A 21,328-nucleotide genomic window follows, 5' to 3' on the forward strand; every position below is an offset into this window, starting at 1 on the left:
TGCGGAGGGCCCGGGCGGCGGAGAAAGCTCTGCCGCCCGGGCCCTTCCCATCTGGGCTCCCCTCACCACCGGTCTCATCACTGCCTCGCCTCAAGCTTCGCCACCCAACGAAGGTCCGCCATGCATATGACTGTCCAGTCCGAGCCGAAGGCCTCGCCGCGCGTTCGCCGGATCATGATCGCCTGCCTCATCCCGCTCGTGGTCGCCACGATCGTCGGAATCGTGCTGCTGTGGCCCGGGAACCCGGACACGGATCTGCCCGGAGGCGGGCCGACGACGAACTCCGCTGAAGGCACCTCCCACACCGAGGCGACTGTCACGGCCGTCGACGCCACCGCTTGCGAGGCGGGGGAGACGGACCCGATGGTCCGCGCCGACTGCACGACCTACACCGTCGAAGCCGACGGCCGCGAAGGCAGCCTCTACGTTACTCCCGATGCCGTCAAAGCCGGCGTCGAGGTCGGTGACACGCTCAAGGTCCTCGACTTCACCGACTCACCGGACCGCGCCGAACTGGGTGCCGACTACGTCTTCATCGACTTCGACCGGAACGTGCCGATGCTGGCACTGGCGATCATCTATGCGATCGTCGTCCTCCTCGTCGCCGGTATCCGGGGCTTGAGGGCGCTGCTGGGACTCGGCTTCGCCGGTGCCGTGCTGTTCGTCTTCATGCTTCCGGCGATGCTCGACGGCAGACCTCCGCTGCTGGTGGCCCTGGTCGCAGCGAGTGCGATCATGGTCGTCGCGCTCTATCTTGCCCACGGAATCTCCGCCCGGACGTCGACGGCGCTGTTCGGCACGGTGCTCGGCATCATCATCACCGGCCTCCTCGGCGCGTGGATGACGTCGTGGGCGAATCTGGGCATCGCCTATTCGGAAGACGGGTACCTCCTCGTCGATACGACGGACCTGGCGATGACCGACATCATCGTCTGCGCGATCCTCATCACCGGTCTCGGGGTGCTCAACGATGTCACGATCACTCAGGCATCGGCGGTGTGGGAGCTGGCAACGGCGGCTCCGACCATGAAGCCGGCGCAGCTCTTCGCGCGGGCGATGCGCATCGGGCGCGACCACATCGCCTCGACGGTCTACACGATCACCTTCGCGTATGTCGGGTCGGCGCTGATGACGCTCATCATCGTCTCCGCCCATGACCAGTCGCTGTTCGACACGTTCACCCTCGGGGACATGTCCGTGGAAGTGGTGAGCATCCTCGTGTGTTCGATCGGACTGGTCGTCGCGATCCCGCTGACGACCGGACTCGGCGTCCTCGTCGTCCGTTCCGGCCTGCGTCCGCCGCGGCGCTCCGAACCGGCGGAGGAGGCGGTCGCACCCGGAACGTCGGTCAGCGGACTCGATTCGCAGGCCCCGATGACTCGCCGTGAGGCCCGTCTGCGCGACCGCGGCCGCTGAGCAGTCCTCTTCCTCCACCCTCCAGAACTACCCGACGGCGGCCCAGCAACCTCGCGCGAGGTTGCTGGGCCGCCGTCGGGTGGCAATTGGGGTCAGAGTTTGGTCCAGGCTTCGGTGAGGACGCCGCGGATGATCTGCTCCATCTCGTCGAACTCGCTCTGGCCCACCGTCAGCGGGGGCGAGAGCTGGATGACCGGGTCTCCACGGTCATCGGCACGGCAGTACAGACCGCTGTCGTACATCTTCGCGGACACGAAGTCCTTGAGGATCCGCTCGGACTCCTCTTCGGTGAACGACTCCTTGGTGTCCTTGTCCTTGACGAGTTCGATCCCGTAGAAGAATCCCTCACCGCGGACATCGCCGACGATCGGCAGGTCCTTGAGCTTCTCGAGCGTGAACTTGAACGCGGCGGCGTTCTCATGCACATGATCGTTGAGCTTCTCGGTCTCGAAGACGTCGAAGTTCGCCATGGCCGCGGCACAGGAGACGGGGTGTCCACCGAAGGTGTAGCCGTGGTAGAAGGTCTCATCCCCACCCGGGCCGAAGGGCTCGAAGAGACGATCGGAGGCGATCATCGCACCCAGCGGCGCGTAGCCGGAGGTGATGCCCTTGGCGGAGGTGATGATGTCGGGGACGTAGCCGAAGTCGTTGCAGGCGAACATGTCGCCGACGCGACCGTAGGCGCAGATCGTCTCGTCCGAGACCAGCAGCACATCGTACTCGTCGCAGATCTCACGGACCCGCTCGAAGTATCCGGGAGGCGGCGGGAAGCAGCCACCGGAGTTCTGCACAGGTTCGAGGAAGACGGCGGCAACGGAGTCGGCGCCTTCGAACTCGATGGCTTCGCCGATGCGGTCGGCGGCCCAACGGCCGAAGGCCTTCTCGTCATGGGCGAGGTGCTCGGGAGCCCGGTAGAAGTTCGTGTTCGGCACCTTGTGGGCGCCGGGCACCAGCGGAGCGAACTGCTCGCGCAGGCCCGGCAGCGAGGTCACCGACAGCGCACCGTGCGGTGTGCCGTGGTAGGCCGTGGCACGCGAGATGATCTTGTGCTTGCCCGGCTTGCCGACGAGCTTGAAGTAGTTCTTCGCCAGCTTCATCGCCGACTCGACCGAATCTCCACCGCCGGAGGTGAGGAAGACGCGGTTGAGATCGCCCGGCGCGTAGTTGGCCAGACGTTCCGAGACCTCGATGGCCTGCGGGTGGGTGTAGGACCACAGCGGCATGAACGGCAGCTTGAGCGTCTGGTCGTACATCGCCTTCGCGATCTCCTCGCGACCGTGGCCCACCTGGACGGTGAACAGGCCGGCGAGACCGTCGAGGTACTTCTTCCCCTTGTCGTCGAAGATGTGGTGGCCTTCGCCGCGTACGATGACCGGCGCTTCACCACCGTTGAACAGTGCCTGGTGTGGTGACATATGCATCCACACGTTGTTGCGGATGGCCTCCTGATAAGGAGTGCCAGCCCTGGTGACATTCTCTGTCATCGTGTCCCCCAATTGTATTTCTGCTTCTCCAGTGAGAGGTACATGAAGAGCTCCGTATCCACGACGGCATCGATCGAGCGGAGCTCTTCGTTGACGAATTCGATCAGATGCCGATCCGACTCACACACGATCTCGACGAGGAGGTCGAACGACCCCGCAGTCACGACGAGATAGTCGATCTCGTCGTAGTCGTGGAGCCGATCGGCGACCGCAGTGATGTCTCCGCGGATCTTCAGCCCCACCATCGCCTGCCGGGCGAAACCGAGACTCAGCGGGTCGGTCACGGCGACGATCTCCATGACTCCGGAGTCGATGAGCCTTGAGACCCGCTGACGCACAGCGGCCTCGGACAATCCCACGGATTTGCCGATGGCCGAATACGATTTCCTTCCGTCGTGCTGCAGTTCGACGATGATCGCCTTAGATTTCTCGTCGAGATTTCCCAGTCGGGAACCGCTGCCGTTCGGCAGGAACTGGTCCATTCTTCACCTCCGTGATGTGTGTCTCAGCCCAATCTATCACCGATTCGACTGAAATGCGCCGTGCGAGATGCGAATTTCGTCGAAAGTGAAAAAGATTGATTCTCGATTCGTCAGAAATGTCGAAAATCGCCATCGACCACCCGCAGCTCGATCGATGCCGACAACACGCGCGTCGACAGTGATTGACAGGCTGTGAGACAGGTCACCACACTGGTGTCATGAATGAGGGTGAGCTGTTCTACGGCGGCGAAGAGAATCGCCCGGATGTCTACGGTATGCGGCCCGGTGCCGAACAGGGGCAGGCAGGCCAGGAGGTCAGAGCTCGCCCGCAGCCGGTTCCCGGCGAGGTCGATACGATCGGGGCCGACGAGCTGTCGTTCAGTCCCGAGGAGTACCTCGGCCGGATCGCGTCGGTGCGCAACCGGATGGTCGATCAGGGCCTGGCCGCACTCATCGTCACCGACCCTGCGAACATCTATTACCTCACCGGTTACAACGCCTGGTCCTTCTATACCCCGCAGCTGCTCTTCGTGCCCTCGTCGGGTCCGATGACGCTGTTCATGCGCGACATGGACGCGCGCGGGGCCTCACACACCTCCTGGCTTCCGCCGGAGGACATCGTCGGCTACCCCGAGCGCTATGTGCAGCGCCCCCATATCCACCCCTTCGACTGGGTGGCGTTCGCGCTGCGCCAGCGGTGGGAGGTCGCCCGCGCCTCGACCTCACCGGTCGGAGTCGAAATGGATTCGCACTTCTTCTCTCCGCGCGCCTTCCGGGCCCTGGTCAACGGGGTGCCGGAATGGCGACTCGTCGATTCCTTCGAACTCGTCAACTGGATCCGTGCGGTGAAGTCCCCGGCCGAGATCGCGATCATGCGCAAGGCGGCGAAGGTGACCACGGCAGCCATGGACGCGGCCCTGGGCACGATCGGCGTCGGAGTCGGCCAGCACGAAGTGGCCGCAGCGATCTCCGAGGCGCAGACCCGCGGCGGTGAGGGGGTCTGGGGCGACTATCCCTCGATCGTTCCGCTCATGCCCACCGGAGAGAGCGCGGACACCCCGCATCTGAGCTGGACCGATCGGCAGTTCAAGGCCGATGAGTCCGTGAGCATCGAACTCGCCGGTGTCCACCGGCGCTACCACGTGCCCTTGGCCCGGACCGCGGTGACCGGTCGACCGAAGCAGGAGCTCGTCCGACTCGAGGGCGTCGTCGCCGAGGCGCTCACCGCGGTCCTCGACGTCGCTGCCCCCGAAGTGCCCACCGCCGAGCTCGCCCGCACCTGGAATCGTGTGCTCGCGCTGTCGGGATTGGAGAAGCCGAGCCGGTTGGGCTACTCGATCGGCATCGGATACCCGCCCGACTGGGGCGAGAGGACGATCTCGATCCGCACCGAGGATGATCAGATCCTCGAATCGGGAATGACCTTCCACCTCATCGGCGGAATGTGGATGAACGGCTACGGCATCGAACTGTCCGAACCGGTCCTCATCACCGACACCGGGTGCGAACCGTTCACGCACTTCCCCCGCGAGATCATCCGCGTCTGAGCGAGAGCCGCCCCTCCGACGACCGCACGTTCGGGGCCCTCAGGCGAAGAATTGGATCCAGAGTCCGAGGCACATGGCGTTGATTCCGGCCACGGCCAGTGCCCGACCCTGCGCCCAGCTGATATCGCGCGCCGAGGCGGGCCCGGAGGAATCGGCCATCTGCACGGCCATCGCCACCCGCGGGGGAGCGGCGAGGGCGGCCAGTGAGCCGGCCGCATTGCCGGCGGCGACGACCTGCAGTGCGGATGCCTGTGAGGCGGTGGCGACCGCGGTCAGCGTGCCGGTGAACATCGAGTTCGCCCCCGTGTTCGACCCGGTGAGCACCGCGCCGGCCGAGTTGAGCAGCGGGGTGAGCACGAGGAGGCCGGCGGGAATCGCCGCTCCGATGGCCGCGCTCATTCCCGTCGTCGTCATGATCCAGCCCATGACCATGAACGCTGCCGTTCCCACGCCGATGGGCACCCACGATCGGGCCGCCGATGCGGCGACGCTGCGTCGCCCGGCGACGGAGATCGCTGCGATGAGACAGGCCACGGCCAGCCAGAACGGGGGAGAGGCGATGATCTGGGTGAGAAGCGACGGCAGGGCCGAGTGCAGCGCCCGCGCCAGCAGCAGCCCGAGGGTCAGCGACGCATAGGGCAGCGCGGCCCGTCCCAGGCTCCGACTGAAGCCGGTGGTGCGACGACGGAGAGCGAAGAGGGCGCCCATGGCGATGATGACGATGAGCGAGCCGATGATTCCCGCCGGAGCCATGCCGACGAAGATGCTGGCACCGAGGATGCCCGCCCACATCAGCGCGGCGGCCCCGATGATGCCCAGCGCCGAGGCGGGACCCGGACGCATGATCGCGACCACCGCGATCGTGACGATGATGACCGGAATCGCGTTGAGCCATGCCGTGGCCAGGCCGAGTTCGTCGACATCGAGCCCGGCCAGCGCGGCTGCGACCGTGGTGCCCGGCCCGAGGGCGCCCCAGGGGACGGCGATGAGTCCGAGGAGTCCGAGGATCGCCGACTGCCGCAGGGTGCATCCGAGGTGGCGCAGCACCGGCACCCCGACGGTGACGCCGATGCCGAATCCTGTGACCGATTCGGCGAAGGGGACGAGGCCGAAGACGACGAGTGCGACGCCGAGCGGTCGGCTGGGGGATTGGGACCATACCCAGGAGGAGATCTGCGACATCGAACCGGCCGCCTCGAGCAGCCGGGCCAGGAGCATCCCGAAGAGCAGGATGAGTGCGACCTCGAGGATGAGCGGGAAGTAGTCGATACCGGAATCCACCCACACCGAGGCGGGGGTGGGGAAGGCGAAGGCGACGATGAGAGCGACGACGGTGCCGGCAATCGCTGATACCCAGGCTCTCTGTTTGAACAGGAGCAGGATGATGGCAACGAGGATCGGACCGAGCGCCAGCATCGCCAACATATACGCGAATTTCCTTTGAGGGATCGTATTCTACTATCCCAGAATAGATTATGATTCGACAATGGCGAAAGAAGAGGATCTCGGCGCTCGCGTGTTCGGTGCCCGCATCAGAGCTCGGCGCAAATTCAACAACCTCACGCTCAACGAGCTGGCCGTGAGGGCCGGCCTCTCGCGGGCTGCATTGTCGAAGATCGAACGAGGAGAGCAGGACACTTCGGTTTCGAATGCGATGGGTCTCTCCCGCGCCCTCGGCGTCGACGTCGGCCAGCTCCTCGCCGCCCCCGAAGTGACGATCACCCGCACCGAGGCGATCCCCACCACAACGACCTTCGGCGAGGGAATCCGGCGCCGCGATCTGCCCTCGGCGATCGAGAACATGGACGTCGTCCACTACCGCCTCGACCCGCACAGCGAAACCTCTGCCTTCGCCGCCCACCGCAGCGGCTCGCGTGAGAGCTTCTTCGTTCTGTCGGGAACCATCGAGGTCGTCACCATCGATCGCTGCACCACTCTCCACGCCGGCGACTGTGCCCAAGCCCCAGGTGACGTCCCGCACCAGCTGACGAATCCTCACGACGAGCCCGCCGAGCTCATGCTCATCATCGTCTGAGGCTCTCCGGGCCCGGCCTCGACGGTCGCCGCCGGGAGGTGCTCTTGACGCGGCGAACCGCCTCGGCGATCATTGTGCTGTCCCATTTCCGACGAAGGACATCTCCGCAGTGAAGTGAATCCTCATGCCGTGAGATGCGGGTGCCACGGGCCCGCAGCGCTTCTGCGTACACGAAATGAGGACCCTCATGCCTACAGCAATCACTGTGTCCGGACTGGACTACCGCCTCGGCGACGATACCGAGATCTTCTCCCAGCTGACCGCCACGATCCCCTCCGCACTCATCGGGCTGGTCGGTGACAACGGGATCGGCAAATCCACTTTCGCGAAACTCCTCGCCGGCCACCTGCCCGCGACCGCCGGCACGATCACCGGCGCGGACAACGCCGTCTACATCGACCAGCTGCTGCCGCATTCGGCTCAGCGCGTCGATGAAGCTCTCGGCATCGCGAAGGTCCGTTCAGCACTGCATCGTGCTCTGAACGGCGAAGCAGCGGAATCCGATTTCGCACTCATCGGCGAGGCCTGGGACATCGAAGAGCAGGCCCTGGCGGCCACGGCCGAACTCGGCCTCCACCTCGAGGCGGCCGACCTCGACCGCAGCCTCAGCCGCTTCTCCGGCGGACAGGCCGGTCGCATCGGACTGGCCCGTGCGGCGATGGTCGCAGACGAGTGGCTCATCCTCGACGAGCCGAGCAACAACCTCGACGAGGACGGGCGGCAGCTGCTGAGTGCAATGCTCACCGCACGCCGCGGTCCCACGCTCGTCATCTCCCACGACCGCACCCTGCTCGAACACATGGACGCGATCGTCGAGATGACCGATCGCCTGCGGCTCTACGGCGGCAACTTCGACGACTATGAGCAGATGGTCGCGGCCGAAGAGGAAGCGAAGCAGCAGAGAGTCATCGACGCAAAGAAGGCCCATGCGATCGAGAAGCGGCAGCGCATCGAACTCGAGACGAAACTCGCACGAGCCGGCCGAAAGGCGGCGAAGGACAAGGAGAACAAGCGCCGACCGAAGAAGGCGATGAACGGGCTGAGGAACTCCGCAGAGAAGTCCGCGGCGAAGAGGCGCGGCGACTCAGCCGCAGACGAAGCTGAGACGCTGCATTCTCTCGAGGCGGCCAAAGACATCCTGCGGCGGTCCTCGAGCGTGCGCCTCGACCTGCCGGAGACGACGGTGCACGCTTCGAAGCGGGTGCTCGAAGCCTCCTCGGCGAGATTGGAGCGACCGCAGTTGATCGTCGGACCCGAACGGATCCGGCTGACCGGACCGAACGGGGCAGGGAAATCCACTCTGCTGGCAGCGATGATCTCGGCAGCGGGCCGTGACGGGGCTTGTGCTTCGATCGCTGCGCTCTTCGGTGACCTCTCGGTCACCGTCTCGGTCCCTGTCGGCCACCTCGACCAGCAGTATCGGCTCCCGCCCGACCTCACCGTCATGGAGGCCGTGCGCGCGGGAAATCCGCATCTGAACCCGCACCGCGTCCATGAAGTGCTCGCGGCCATGGGGCTGCGCGCCGGTCGCACCGACCAGATCTGTTCGACCCTCTCCGGCGGCGAACGCTTCCGGGTCGCCCTCGCCTCCGAGCTGCTCCAGGACCCCGCCCCGCAGCTGCTCATCCTCGACGAGCCGGGCAACAATCTCGACCTGTCCTCGCTCGAGGCGCTCGTCACCGCGCTCGAGGGATTCGGCGGGGCGATGGTCGTCGTCACCCACGATGACCGGCTCGCCGCCGAACTCGCCGTGGACACCGAATGGGACGTCCGGGAATTTCTCCGTGCGGGGACCGTTGAACAGGACAGTGCCGAACCGGAAAGCGGGGGAGCAGAATCGAACTCCCGGCGAGACTGACGTCCGAACGGACACCGAAAACACGGCGTCGGAGACAGGCGAAGAGGGGCGAGAATGTGCGATTTTGACTGCATTGGGATAATGGGGTCGTGAGTGTCATCAGCCCCAGCCCAGAAACCGTGTCCCCGGCCGCCGCAGCACCGCTGCGCATCGGCCCCATCGAGCTGTCCTCGCCGGTCGTGCTCGCCCCGATGGCCGGGATCACGAACACCGCGTTCCGTCGCCTCTGTCGCGAATACGGCGCCGGCCTCTACGTGACCGAAATGGTCACCACCCGGGCCCTCGTCGAGCGCAGTCCCAAGACGATGCGCATCATCCACCACGAACCCTATGAGACCCCGCGCTCCGTGCAGCTCTACGGGGTCGACCCGGTCACCATGGGCCAGGCCGTGCGGATGCTCGTCGAGGAGGATCGGGCCGACCACATCGACCTCAACTTCGGCTGCCCCGTTCCCAAGGTCACCCGCAAGGGCGGCGGCTCCGCGCTGCCGTGGAAGCAGGACCTGTTCGAAGCCATCGTCACCACGGCCGTCAACGAGGCCTCTCGAGGGGGAATTCCCGTGACCGTGAAGATGCGCAAGGGCATCGACGCCGACCACACGACCTTCCTCGACGCTGCCGAGACCGCGCGCAACGCGGGTGTCTCCGCCGTCGCCCTGCACGGGCGCACCGCCGCCGACCTCTACTCGGGCAAGGCCGACTGGGACGCGATCGCCCGACTCAAGGACCACCTCGGCGATACGGTTCCCGTGCTCGGCAACGGCGACATCTTCGCGGCCGAGGATGCGCTGGACATGATGGCCACGACCGGTTGCGACGGCGTCGTCATCGGTCGCGGCTGCCAGGGCCGACCGTGGCTGTTCGGCGATCTCGCGAATGCCCTGAACGGCAGCGAGGAGCGTCACCGTCCCGGCCTCGCCGAGGTGGGGCAGGCAGTGTACAAGCACGGCGAATACCTTGTCGATCACTTCGAAGACGAGTTCTACGGCGTGCGGGACCTGCGCAAACACATCGCCTGGTACTTCAAGGGCTACCCGGTCGGGGGAGACCTGCGCAGCCGGCTGGCCATGGTGTCATCGCTCGAGGAGCTTGCCGGACTGCTTGCCCAGCTCGACCAAAACGCCCCCTATCCGGGGGAGGCCGCAGAGGGCTCGCGGGGTCGCACGACCCGACCGAAGAAGCCGCACCTGCCCGAAGGCTGGCTGGACTCCCGTATCTTCGACCCCAGCGGACGATCGCTGCTGTCGGAGGCCGAACTCGACATCTCTGGAGGATGAGAATGCCCTTCGACACTCACCCGCACACCTCGGTGCGGACGGGGACCGTGGCGGTCTATACGCCGTGGGACGAGGAACGGTGGGTGAGCGAACCGGCAAAGAATCCACGGCGCTCGGCCTTCCAGCGTGACCGTGCCCGCGTCCTCCATTCCTCGGGCCTGCGCCGCCTCGGTGCGAAGACGCAGGTCGTCGCGCCCGGCACCGACGACTTCGTCCGCACCCGCCTCACCCACTCTCTCGAAGTGGCTCAGGTCGGACGCGAACTCGCCCGCTACCTCGGCTGCGACCCCGATATCGTCGACACCGCGTGCCTGTCCCACGATCTCGGCCATCCGCCCTTCGGCCACCACGGGGAGACGATCCTCGACGCCCTGTGCAAGGACATCGGCGGGTTCGAAGGCAACGCCCAGACCCTGCGCCTGGTCACTCGGATCGAACCGAAGGTCATCGCCGCCGACGGCCGACCGGCAGGACTCAACCTGACCCGGACGAGCCTCGACGCGCTGACGAAGTACCCCTGGCCGCGCAGCGAGGCCACGTCCGGGCGCCGCGACTCCGGAGTGCGGAAGTTCGGCGTCTACGATGACGACACGGATGTCTTCGACTTCTACCGCTCCGGAATCGACAACGGCAGCAGATGCATCGAAGCCCAGGTCATGGACTTGGCCGATGACATCTCCTATTCCGTCCATGACGTCGAGGACGCCATCGTCGCCGGCCACCTCGAGCTTGCCGATTTCGCCTCCGAATCCCGTCGGGCCGAGCTCTTCGAGATCACCCGTCAGTGGTACCTGCCGGAGACGACGGACGCGGAGATGGACAAGGCGCTGAGCCGACTCCAGGCCGCCGCCTACTGGCCCAGCGAGACCTTCGACGGGTCCCGCCGGGCCCAGGCGAGCCTCAAGCACATGTCCAGCCAGCTCATCGGGCGGTTCGTCGGGGCAGCGGAAGCGGCGACGCGCGAGGAGTTCGGGTGGGAGCCGCTGGCCCGCTACTCGGCATCTCTCGTCGTGCCGGAGACCACCGTGGTCGAGATCGCCGTGCTCAAGGGCATGGCTACGCTGACCGTCATGGTCGTCGAGGACCGCCTGCGTCTGCATGACATCCAGGCCGCGGTGATCGGCGACCTCGCCGAGTGGTATGCGCAGAAACCGGAGAACCTCGACCCGATGTTCCGCGCCGACCACGCCGAGGCGGCCGACGATGCCGCCCGTCTGCGCGTCATCGTCGACCAGATCGCGTCCCTGACCGACCACTCCGCATGGGCCCTGTACCACCACCTCAACGCCGGGGCGGAGGATCGGCTCTAGACCATGGCCGGACTCATCAAGCGCGAGGACATCGACGAACTGCGCACCTGCACCCGCATCGACGAGGTGATCGGGGAGTTCGTCACCCTCAAGACCGCGGGCATCGGTTCGCTCAAGGGGCTGTGCCCCTTCCACGACGAGAAGACTCCCTCGTTCACCGTGCGTCCGCAGGTCGGCATGTACCACTGTTTCGGCTGCGGAGAGTCCGGCGACGTGTTCACCTTCCTGCAGAAGGTCGAGCAGCTCAGCTTCGTCGAAGCCGTCGAGACCCTGGCCGGCAAGGCCGGCATGCATCTGCGCTACGAGGATGGCAAAGGTCCGGACCGGGAGCAGGCCAGCCGGCGACAGCGATTGCTCGAGATGCACGAAGTCGCGCAGCGGTTCTTCACCCAGGCACTCGAGTCCGAGGCGGGCCGGATCGGTCGCGAATTCCTCACCGGGCGCGGCTTTCCCGCCGAATCGAGCCGAGAGTTCGGCATCGGCTTCGCCCCGAAATCTTGGGACGCACTGACCTCGCACCTCGGCCGGGCCGGCTTCACCGAGGAGGAGATCCTCGCCGGCGGGCTGGCCAGCGAAGGCGGTCGCGGCATCTACGACCGGTTCCGCGGACGTGTCATCTGGCCCATCAAGGATATGACCGCCCGGACGATCGGCTTCGGTGCCCGCCGCCTCTACGAGGACGACAAGGGCCCGAAGTACCTCAACACCCCGGAGACCGCGCTCTATCACAAGAACCAGGTCCTCTACGGCCTCGACCTGGCGAAGAAGTCGATCGCGAAGACCAAACGCGTCGTCGTCGTCGAAGGTTATACCGACGTCATGGCCGCTCACCTCGCCGGGGTCGACCAGGCCGTGGCGACCTGCGGAACAGCCTTCGGAACCGAACACGTCAAGATCATCCGGCGGCTCTTGGGCGATGATCCGACCGGACAGGTCATCTTCACCTTCGACGGCGACGCCGCCGGGCAGAAGGCCGCGCTCAAGGCCTTCGAATTCGAGAACCTCTTCACCGCGCAGACCTTCGTCGCCGTCGAAGCCGACGGGCTCGACCCCTGCGATCTGCGCATGCAGAAGGGCGACGCGGCCCTGCGCGAACTCATCGACGAATGCAAACCTCTGTTCGAGTTCGTCATCACCACAGCGATCGCCCGCTTCGACCTCGACACCGTCGAAGGCCGGATCTCCGCGGTCAAGGCCGCCGCCGAGGTGCTCACCGGAATCCGCGACCGCAACAGCCTCACCCACTACTACCGGTTCGTCGCCGGTCGCATCGGCGTCGACATCGACGAGGTGGAGGCCGCGGTGCGCACCGCACAGCGGCAGCCGAAGCAGAACCGCCAGACCGCCGAGGCACCGGCACAGCAGACGAATTTCCGCAATGGTCCGCCACCGGCACCACCCGCACCTGCCTCGGGACCGGCATCAGGGCCGGGACAGGGAGCCGGGACGGGGCCTGCATCGGGCGGGGACGCGCGCGGGGCCGGTCCCGTCTCGGCGGGGGAGATCACCGACGACCGCGGCATCGAATACGTCTACGAAGAACGTCCCGACGTCTCGAACCTCTCGGCCCCGATCAGTCCCGCACGTCTGAAGACGGAGAAGGGCGTGCTCATGGTCGCCCTGCAGCACCCGGAAGCCGTCAATGCGAAGCTCTTCGACTCGCTGTCGGCCAAGGCCTTCGAACACCCCGGCTACCGGCGGATCCAAGAGGCGATCAAGGCGGCTGGGGGACTGGGGTCGGCGGGACCCGTCCAATCGAAATGGGCCGAACGCGTCCTCGAAGCCAGCGCCGAGGATCTCAAACCCTATATCGCACAGCTGATCGTGACTCCGCTGCCGATCATCGAAGGCACCGGCATCGAGCCGTTCGCCCGCGGCATCGTCGCACGCCTGTTCGACTACGACCTCGAACGCATCGCCAAGGAGCTGCACTCACGTCTGCAACGGCAGGACACCAGCGACGGGGCGGGGCAGGCGGCGCTGCTCGGTCAGCTGCAGACCCTCGAACAGCATCGGGCCCGACTCAAACTGCTCATGTGAGCACCCGCGGTGGGAACCGCATCCCCGTGAAACTCTGCACACAGTGAAATAGTGCACAATTGCATATTTGCATTTGATGAAAGTTTGCATGAGGTGCAAAATGTACTCATGCCCATTGAAGAATCCCTGCGCTCGAAGAAGGCTCGGCTGACCCGCAGCGCCCTCCACGAGGCGGCGATCACCCGAGTCCTCGAAGACGGCCTCGCCTGTGCGACCGTGGCGACCATCGCCGCGGACGCGGGCGTGTCCACCCGCACGTTCTTCAACTACTTCGAGACGAAAGAGGACGCGATCGTCGGCCTCGGAGTCGAAGCCGGCGTCGACGAGGCCCTCGCCGATGACTACGTCCACTCACCGGCCGGCCTGGACACGCTTGCCGAGGACACGGCGCGCTTCGTCCGCGAAGCGCTGCTCATCGGCTCCGTCGATCCGGAGCTGCCGGCCAGGCGCCGTCGCCTCTTCGCGCTCTACCCGGAGCTTGTGAGCAAAAGCTTCGACCGGGCCGAAGCCCTGGAGGAGATCGTCGCCGGTCACGTCCTGGCTCGGCTGCGCCACCTCGGGCAGGAATTCTCCACCGAGGACTCGGCGTGGCGCAGCGCGCGCATGCTCACCCAACTCTGCCGCGTGCCGCTCAGCCATGCCGGACACACGATCAAGAAGACGCCCGAGGCGGTCGACGAGCGAGGCGGGACCAAGGCGATCTTCGAAGACTCCCTCGGCCTCTTCCTCAAGGTCCTCGGCCGACTGCAGTGAGAGACCGACCGAGACGAGGCACCGAGCGCAGTGAGTGACAGGACGAACGGGCCGCGAATGACGAATGAGACGACGAATCCAACGAAAGCCGTGATGAGAAGCAACCACGATATCGAATCCGAGACGATGACAGCGACACCGCAGAGAACAACCGCACCGGCGACAAACGGCGATGACACGCCGCCGATGGCCACCTCGGCGATCATCCTGCTCTTCGTGGGCCTGATGATCGCAATGTTCATGTTCTCGCTCAACCAGACGGTCCTCGCCACCGCCCTGCCGACGATCGTCGGCGAACTCGACGGCGTCGACCAGATGCTGTGGGTCTCCACCGCATTCATGCTGGCATCGACGATCATGATGCCCGTCTACGGCAAGGTCGGCGACCTGTTCGGGCGCAAACCGCTGTTCATGTTCGCAATCTGCTGCTTCCTGCTCGGTTCGGTCTTCGCCCTCATCGCGAACGAGATGTCGACCCTGATCTTCGGTCGCGTCCTCCAGGGCATCGGCGGCGGCGGAATGATGATCCTCTCGCAGTCGATCATCGCCTCCGTCGTCCCTGCCCGCGAACGCGGCAAGTACATGGGCATCATGGGCTCCGCCTTCGCTGTGTCCTCTGTGGCCGGACCGCTCATCGGCGGATGGCTGACCGAGGGCCCGGGCTGGCGCTGGGCCTTCGCCATCAACTTCCCGCTGGGCGTCATCGCACTCATCGCCGCCGCGATCTTCCTCAAGGTGCCCAAGCGCGCCAAGGGAACCGGCCCGCGGCCGAAGATCGACGTCATCGGCATGGCTCTGATCTCGATCGTCACCTCCTGCATCGTCCTCGTCTCCGCATGGGGCGGGCACGACTACGCATGGGGCTCCTGGCAGATCAACGGCCTCATCATCGGCGGTGCCATCGCCGCAGTGGCCTTCGTCTTCGTCGAGTTCAGGGTCAGCGAACCCGTCATCCCGATGAGCCTGTTCGCCAACCGCGACTTCATCCTGTGCACGATCGCCGGCCTCTTCGTCGGCATCGGCATGTTCGGTGTGCTCTCCTACATGCCGACCTACCTGCAGATGGTCCACGGCATCGACGCCACGGTCGCCGGCCTCATGATGGTGCCGATGATGGGCACGATGCTCGTGTCCTCAACGCTCGTCGGGTTCATCGTCTCCCGCACCGGCAAGTACAAGAAGTACCCGCTGACCGGCATCCTCATCATGGCCGCCTCGCTCGTGCTGCTCTCGCAGCTGAAGGCCGAGAGCTCGGCTTGGGAGACCATCGGCTGCCTGGCCCTGCTCGGCCTGGGCCTGGGACTGAGCATGCAGACCCTCGTCCTCGTCGTTCAGAACGCCTTCCCTGTGTCCATGGTCGGCACCGCGACGGCATCGAACAACTACTTCCGCCAAGTCGGAGCGACCCTGGGCATGGCGTTCATCGGTTCGGTGTTCACCCAACGGCTCATGGACAACATCAAGTCCGGAATCACCGACATCGCGAAGTCCGCTCCGCACACGCCGCTGCCGAAGGTCTCCTCGACGGGACTGACTCCGGGCATCGTCGCCGACCTGCCGGATCCGCTGCACTCGCTGATCATCAACTCCTACAATGACGCTCTCGTGCCGCTGTTCCTGTGGGTGGCTCCGCTGGCCGTGCTCGGCTTCGTCTTCCTCTGCTTCCTGCCCAACACCCCGTTGGCGCAGACGCTGTCGAACGAACCGACGAAGAGGCAGAGCCTCGACATCGCAGAATCGGCCCCCTCAGCCGATTCGGCCCCCGGTGCGGTCTCATCGGTTAGTCTGGCAGAAAGCCCACTGCTGGAGGAGACGAGGAATGACGGTACTGACGATACTCAACTCACCCGGGACAGAGATTCCCGACCTGCTCACTGAGCTGGGTGACCGCGAGGTAATCGAACTGCGCATCGCCGAGGCGGACACGCTGAGCCAGGCGCTGCCGGGCACCGATGTGCTGCTGATGTGGGACTTCTTCTCCACAGCACTCAAGGATGCCTACGGCAGCGCCGACCGGCTCCGATGGGTCCATGCCGCGGCGGCCGGAGTCGATTCCCTCCTCTTCGACGAACTCGTCGAGGCACCGGTGACGGTGACGAATGCGCGGGGGATCTTCGACCGTCCGATCGCCGAGTTCGTCCTCAGCTTCATCCTCGTGCAGGCGAAGAACTCGATCGGATCATTGGCCGACCAGGCACAGGAGACGTGGAACCGCCGATCGACCCGCGACATCGCCGGGACCAAGGCGATGATCGTGGGCACCGGATCGATCGGCCGGGGAATCGCCCAGCTGCTCACGGCCGTCGATATCGAGGTCACCGGCGCCGGCTCGCGAGCCCGCAGCGGCGATGTCGACTTCGGTGAGGTCATCGACTCCGCGACCCTGGCCGAACACGTCGCCGGATACGACTGGGTCATCGATATCGCACCCCTGACGGAGAAGACCGAACGACTCATCGGCGCCGAGGTGTTCGCCGCCATGGATGACTCCGCCGTGTTCATCAACGTCGGCCGGGGCGATACCGTCGACACCGATGCCCTCGTCGACGCCCTGCGCACCGGGCAGATCGCCGGAGCAGGACTCGATGTCTTCGACGAGGAGCCGCTGCCCGCCGGACATCCGCTGTGGACGCTCGACGATGTCATCATCACCCCGCACATGAGCGGTGACACCGACGGGTGGAGGAAGCGTCTGGCTCAGCAGTTCCACCGCCTGTTCGAACAGTATCTCGCCGGTGAGGAGTTCCCTCACACGGTGGACAAGAAACTCGGGTACGTGCGTTGAACCAGGCGGACGACCCCGCCGCCCAGCGCGCCTTCCTGGCCCGTGTGCTCGCCGAACTCATCGCCGTGCGTCGCGCCCGTCTGCTGAGCATGCTGGTCCTGGCCGCGGCGATGCTCGTCGCCGGACTCGGCGCGGCACTGCAGGCCCAAGGCGAACACATCGACGCCGTGCTCCTGTTCTCCGCGTTCAGTCTCATCATGATCGGCATCGTCTGTGCCTTGGGCGCGATCATCGCCTGGACGCGGATCAATCGAGACATCCTCGACTCGGTCGCGGCGAGCCGTCCGGCCAAGGCCCGTGCGCCGCGCACCCGCAACGCGGGAATGGCCGTGGCCATCGGCTTCGTCGTGATCGGGATCGTGTTCGCAGCGCTGCTGTGGGCACAGACACCGGTGCTGGCCGGTGCCGTCGTCATCGCGTGTCTGCTGCTCGCCGGTCTGGGGCCCATCTGGGCGAGCGAGCTCGGCGGCGCCGATGACCGGCTGGCCGTCATCCTCGACAGCGACGAGGAGCTCTCGGCTCGATTCGCTGACTTCACCCCGATCTGGCTGCACGAAGCCATGGAGTCCGACGACGCGCAGTGAACAATTCCTCCCGCTGGCTGCAATGCCTCCCGGTCCTGCGGGAGGCATTGTCGTCGACGAGAGGTTGTCTCGCTGGCAGGGGGTTGTGACGTCGACGAGAGGTTGTGACGCTGGTGGGAGGTTGTGACGCTGGCGAGGGGTTGCGGCACTTGTGGGTGGTTGTGACGCTGGCGAGGGGTTGTGACGCCGACGGGAATGACGAAGGCGCCCGGAGTCCGAAGACTCCGAGCGCCTGTCTCAGCATCTCACCAAGGAATCATCTCAGGATTCGGTGAGCCGCCTCGGCGATGTCAGGGATATGCCGGAACGTCGACGTCGGCCATCTTGGCCACGCAGCGCACGACCTGGCAGGAGTAGCCGAACTCATTGTCGTACCAGACGTAGACGACGACGCGGTCCTCGTCGACGATCGTGGCCAGTCCGTCGACGACACCGGCTCGTTTGGAGCCGACGAGGTCGGTGGAGACGAGCTCGGGGGAGGTGACGTAGTCGACCTGGTTGCGCAGCGGCGAGTGCATCGACACCTCACGGAGGAACGTGTTGAGTTCGTCGACGCTCGTGGCCTTCTCGAGGTTGAGGTTGAGGATCGCCATCGACACGTTCGGGGTGGGAACGCGGATCGCGTTGCCCGAGAGCTTCCCGGCGAGCTCCGGCAGTGCCTTGGCTACGGCCTTGGCAGCACCGGTCTCGGTGAGCACCATGTTGAGCCCGGCGGCACGTCCGCGACGCGAGCCCTTGTGGAAGTTGTCGATGAGGTTCTGGTCGTTGGTGAACGAGTGGACCGTCTCGACGTGTCCGTTGCGGACACCGAACTTGTCATTGATCGCCTTGAGCACAGGGGTGATCGCGTTCGTCGTGCACGAAGCTGCCGAGACGATGGTGTCCGAGTCGGCGATCGCGTCGTCGTTGACACCGAAGACGATGTTCTTGACATCTCCCTTGCCCGGTGCGGTGAGCAGGACTTTCGAGGCTCCGGGGCTGGCGAGGTGCTTCGACAGGCCCTCGTCATCGCGCCACTTGCCGGTGTTGTCGACGATGATCGCGTCGTTGATTCCGTAAGCGGTGTAGTCGACCTGCGAGGGATCATCGGAGTAGATGACCTGGATGAGGGTGCCGTTGGCCTGAATGGTGTTGGCCTCTTCGTCGACGACGATGCTGCCGTCGAAGGACCCGTGCACCGAATCGCGGCGCAGCAGCGACGCACGCTTGACGATGTCGTTCTCACCGCCCTTGCGCACGACGATGGCGCGCAGACGCATTCCGGTGCCGCCGGCGCGGTCGATGAGGATGCGGGCGAGCAGGCGACCGATGCGGCCGAAGCCGTAGAGTACGACGTCGCGGACTTCGCCCTGACCGGCCTGGGAATCGACGACTTCGGCCAGCTCGGCTGCGAGGAAGGCATCGACATCGGCATTCGGATCATCGAGCTTCTCGATGAGGCGGCCCAGATCGATGCGGGCCGGCGCCAGATTGAGACCGGACAGCGCCTTGACGATCCGGTGCGTGACCTGGATATCGAGGTCTTCACCGAGGAAGTGGCGGGCGTAGCGGTGGGCCTTGATCATGCCGGTCACCGACTTGTTCAGCAGCGACCGCCCGAACAGTGTCAGCAGCACGTCATTCTCGCGGTACAGGCGTCCGACGAGCGGGATGAGTTCTTCGGCGGCGGTCTGCTTCTTCGCCCAGTCGTCCAGGCGAGCCGTCGTTGCATCAGTCAAAGGTCGTGTCTCCTCGATCAGTTAGCGGATTCGAGCCAAGTCTAACGTCTCACCGAGTCGCTTTCGGACTGGTGCTCCTCGAGTCGCCGGAATCCGAGCAGAGTGAGCGCGACGATGCCCGCACCGGCCAACAGAGCACCGAGGCTCTGCGCCTGGACCTTCGGCTCCACGAAACGGTACTCGGGGCTCTCTTCCTCCTGCGGGCGGGGCGGGGTTGCGGTGCCGATCCATGCGGCGACGAAGAGGACGATGCGGGCGAAGATGTTCATCGTCAGCATGATCGCGATAATCGATCCGAACACACCGGCGGCCTTGTTCCCGGAGAAGATGTCGACGAGGACGGTAGCCAGGTTGAGCAGGATCGTGAACGCCACAGCACCGAGGAGTGAGCCTCTGGCCTTCGCCTGCTTGCCCACGGGTCGTTCGGGCAAGGTGGTGAACAGGAACATGAAAATCAGCCATGCTGCACCGAGGGTGATGACGAACGGCACGATCCTCAGCAACACTGAGCCGAAACCGCCGAGTTCGAGACTCTCACTGATCCAAGAACCCATCCCGGTGCCCACGATGGTCAGCGCCACCGTCAGAAGCAGGCCGACGATGAGCCCGAGCAGAGTGCCGACGTTCGAGATGATCTTCTGGACGAAGGATTTGTCCGGAACAGCGTCTTCGAAATCGGCGTGCAGCTGAGCACGCACGGCTGCGCCGAGATTGCCGATGAAACCCTGGCCGGTGTAGAGGGCCGCCAGAATCGCGATGATTCCGACCGACTGCCAGCTGGTGAGGAAGTTCTCGAGCTGTGCAGTGAGACTCGAATTGCCCGAGACATAGGTCTCGATCTTGTCGGTGACGACAGGCACAAGATCGGGGCGCAGAACATCGAGGACGAAACCGAGACCGGAGAAGGTGAACATCGCGATCGGCATGACGGCCAGGACGAGGAAGTAGGTGATCGCGGCACCGAACTGATTGCCCAGACGCTGACCGAAACGTTGGACCGCGCGCATGAGGTGCGCCGGGCCCGGTCTGTTGACGGCCTTGTGCCCGGCCTCGGCGACGTTGTTGCGCGAGGCCAATACTTTGGCAGGTGCCACGTGTTTGCTCCTTCGATGTCTGCCCATAGATATCTGCCCGGAAGGTGCCTTCGATTCCCGCCCGGAGGTGTCCGTTTCCACACTAGCCGTTGTGAGCGCACTGTGAGCGGCAGGCCGCGCCCTTATCTAGACTTTTGACCATGCCGATCAGCTTTTCGACTACTTCGTCTGCCGTTTTCGCCCTCACCGCGAGCGGCAGCGATCCTGCCGGTCGAACTCTTGCCGCCGGTGACGCTCTCGCCGCCGGCGGCGGCGCGGCAGACAACCTCAGCGGGTTCTCGGCATGGACGGTGGCCGTCATGGAGGCGCTCGGCCCGGTGGGCGTCGGGATCATGGTCTTCCTCGACAACATCTTCCCGCCGATCCCCAGCGAACTCGTTCTGCCCCTGGCCGGTTTCACTGCGAGCCAGGGGCAGATGAACATCGTGCTTGCGATCGTCTTCGCCACTGTGGGCTCGCTCGTCGGAGCCGTTCTGCTGTGGGCGCTGGGCAAGTGGATCGGCATCGAGCGCATTGCGTTTGTGGCGGTGAAGATGCCGTTGGTCGATGTCGACGATGTGCACAAGACCGTCGACTGGTTCGATCGCCACGGTGACAAAGCGGTCTTCTTCGGACGGATGATCCCGATCTTCAGGTCTCTGATCTCCATTCCTGCAGGCATGAGGGACATGCGCCTGCCGAAATTCGTGCTCCTGACGAGCGTGGGCAGTGCGATCTGGAACACGATCCTCATCGTCGCGGGCTTCGCACTCGGCGAGAACTGGTCCATCGTGGAGGAATACGCCGGCTACTTCCAGAATCTCGTCATCGTCGCAGTCGCCGTCTTCGTCATCGTGTGGGTCGTGTTCAAGGTCCGCAAACAGCGGCGGAAGAAGGCCGCTGGCCTCGATATGACCGAAGACGATCATATCGAGTCCGGACAGTTCGATTCCTGAGTCCGAGCTC

Annotated in this window: 17 protein-coding genes; 12 read left to right on the forward strand and 5 right to left on the reverse strand. The window is 65.2% G+C overall.

Going from position 1 to position 21,328, the window contains the following annotated elements; genetic code table 11:
* Positions 1 to 126: 126 nt before the first annotated feature.
* Positions 127 to 1,416 (forward strand): YibE/F family protein, encoded by a 1,290-nt coding sequence (locus ACSE4D_RS16500; RefSeq protein ID WP_436326304.1) that lies wholly within the window; start codon positions 127 to 129, stop codon positions 1,414 to 1,416.
* A gap of 92 nt (positions 1,417 to 1,508) precedes the next feature.
* Here the strand turns inward: ACSE4D_RS16500 and ACSE4D_RS16505 are convergent, their stop codons facing one another.
* Complete coding sequence (locus ACSE4D_RS16505; protein ID WP_135541196.1) at positions 1,509 to 2,900, reverse strand: aspartate aminotransferase family protein; 1,392 nt, start codon at positions 2,898 to 2,900, stop codon at positions 1,509 to 1,511.
* Positions 2,897 to 3,382 carry an Lrp/AsnC family transcriptional regulator gene (locus ACSE4D_RS16510; protein ID WP_135541194.1) on the reverse strand — a complete coding sequence of 162 codons (486 nt, stop codon included), beginning with the start codon at positions 3,380 to 3,382 and terminating at the stop codon, positions 2,897 to 2,899. Before ACSE4D_RS16510 ends, ACSE4D_RS16505 begins: the two co-directional genes overlap by 4 nt.
* A gap of 218 nt (positions 3,383 to 3,600) precedes the next feature.
* Between ACSE4D_RS16510 and ACSE4D_RS16515 the strand changes: the two genes are divergently transcribed.
* Positions 3,601 to 4,929, forward strand: coding sequence for a M24 family metallopeptidase (locus ACSE4D_RS16515; protein WP_205683369.1), 1,329 nt, complete (start codon positions 3,601 to 3,603; stop codon positions 4,927 to 4,929).
* A gap of 39 nt (positions 4,930 to 4,968) precedes the next feature.
* Here the strand turns inward: ACSE4D_RS16515 and ACSE4D_RS16520 are convergent, their stop codons facing one another.
* The gene (locus tag ACSE4D_RS16520; RefSeq protein ID WP_436326305.1) at positions 4,969 to 6,354 is read right to left on the reverse strand and encodes an L-lactate permease; all 1,386 of its coding nucleotides are present in this window, start codon (positions 6,352 to 6,354) and stop codon (positions 4,969 to 4,971) included.
* A gap of 61 nt (positions 6,355 to 6,415) precedes the next feature.
* Here ACSE4D_RS16520 and ACSE4D_RS16525 point away from each other — a divergent pair, with 61 nt between their 5' ends.
* From ACSE4D_RS16525 to ACSE4D_RS16565, 9 genes are all read left to right on the forward strand, one after another.
* Positions 6,416 to 6,964, forward strand: coding sequence for a helix-turn-helix domain-containing protein (locus tag ACSE4D_RS16525; protein WP_436326306.1), 549 nt, complete (start codon positions 6,416 to 6,418; stop codon positions 6,962 to 6,964).
* Between the two features lie 187 nt (positions 6,965 to 7,151).
* A complete protein-coding gene (locus tag ACSE4D_RS16530; protein ID WP_436326307.1) occupies positions 7,152 to 8,822 on the forward strand; it encodes an ATP-binding cassette domain-containing protein in 1,671 nt (556 codons plus the stop codon).
* Positions 8,823 to 8,911: 89 nt separating this feature from the next.
* Entirely contained in the window at positions 8,912 to 10,099 is a 1,188-nt protein-coding gene (gene dusB / locus ACSE4D_RS16535) for a tRNA dihydrouridine synthase DusB (protein WP_135541186.1), read from the forward strand.
* A gap of 2 nt (positions 10,100 to 10,101) precedes the next feature.
* Complete coding sequence (locus ACSE4D_RS16540; protein WP_436326308.1) at positions 10,102 to 11,409, forward strand: deoxyguanosinetriphosphate triphosphohydrolase; 1,308 nt, start codon at positions 10,102 to 10,104, stop codon at positions 11,407 to 11,409.
* Positions 11,410 to 11,412: 3 nt separating this feature from the next.
* The gene (gene dnaG / locus ACSE4D_RS16545; RefSeq protein ID WP_436326309.1) at positions 11,413 to 13,449 is read left to right on the forward strand and encodes a DNA primase; all 2,037 of its coding nucleotides are present in this window, start codon (positions 11,413 to 11,415) and stop codon (positions 13,447 to 13,449) included.
* Between the two features lie 108 nt (positions 13,450 to 13,557).
* Positions 13,558 to 14,202 carry a TetR/AcrR family transcriptional regulator gene (locus ACSE4D_RS16550; protein WP_436326310.1) on the forward strand — a complete coding sequence of 215 codons (645 nt, stop codon included), beginning with the start codon at positions 13,558 to 13,560 and terminating at the stop codon, positions 14,200 to 14,202.
* 93 nt (positions 14,203 to 14,295) lie between these two features.
* Positions 14,296 to 16,080, forward strand: a complete 1,785-nt coding sequence (locus tag ACSE4D_RS16555) for a DHA2 family efflux MFS transporter permease subunit (RefSeq protein WP_436326311.1) — start codon at positions 14,296 to 14,298, stop codon at positions 16,078 to 16,080.
* Entirely contained in the window at positions 16,022 to 16,987 is a 966-nt protein-coding gene (locus ACSE4D_RS16560) for a D-2-hydroxyacid dehydrogenase (protein WP_436326312.1), read from the forward strand. Before ACSE4D_RS16555 ends, ACSE4D_RS16560 begins: the two co-directional genes overlap by 59 nt.
* A complete protein-coding gene (locus ACSE4D_RS16565; protein WP_425119568.1) occupies positions 16,984 to 17,571 on the forward strand; it encodes a hypothetical protein in 588 nt (195 codons plus the stop codon). The genes ACSE4D_RS16560 and ACSE4D_RS16565 overlap by 4 nt, the downstream gene beginning before the upstream one ends.
* A gap of 290 nt (positions 17,572 to 17,861) precedes the next feature.
* Here ACSE4D_RS16565 and ACSE4D_RS16570 read toward each other — a convergent pair whose 3' ends face one another.
* The gene (locus ACSE4D_RS16570; protein ID WP_436326313.1) at positions 17,862 to 19,289 is read right to left on the reverse strand and encodes a glyceraldehyde-3-phosphate dehydrogenase; all 1,428 of its coding nucleotides are present in this window, start codon (positions 19,287 to 19,289) and stop codon (positions 17,862 to 17,864) included.
* A gap of 41 nt (positions 19,290 to 19,330) precedes the next feature.
* Positions 19,331 to 20,383, reverse strand: a complete 1,053-nt coding sequence (locus ACSE4D_RS16575) for a YhjD/YihY/BrkB family envelope integrity protein (protein ID WP_135541171.1) — start codon at positions 20,381 to 20,383, stop codon at positions 19,331 to 19,333.
* Positions 20,384 to 20,682: 299 nt separating this feature from the next.
* Here ACSE4D_RS16575 and ACSE4D_RS16580 point away from each other — a divergent pair, with 299 nt between their 5' ends.
* Positions 20,683 to 21,318, forward strand: coding sequence for a DedA family protein (locus tag ACSE4D_RS16580; protein WP_436327143.1), 636 nt, complete (start codon positions 20,683 to 20,685; stop codon positions 21,316 to 21,318).
* Positions 21,319 to 21,328 lie beyond the last annotated feature (10 nt).

The sequence above is a fragment of the Brevibacterium sp. FAM 27836 genome (assembly GCF_051351055.1).
Taxonomy (GTDB): Bacteria; Actinomycetota; Actinomycetes; order Actinomycetales; family Brevibacteriaceae; genus Brevibacterium.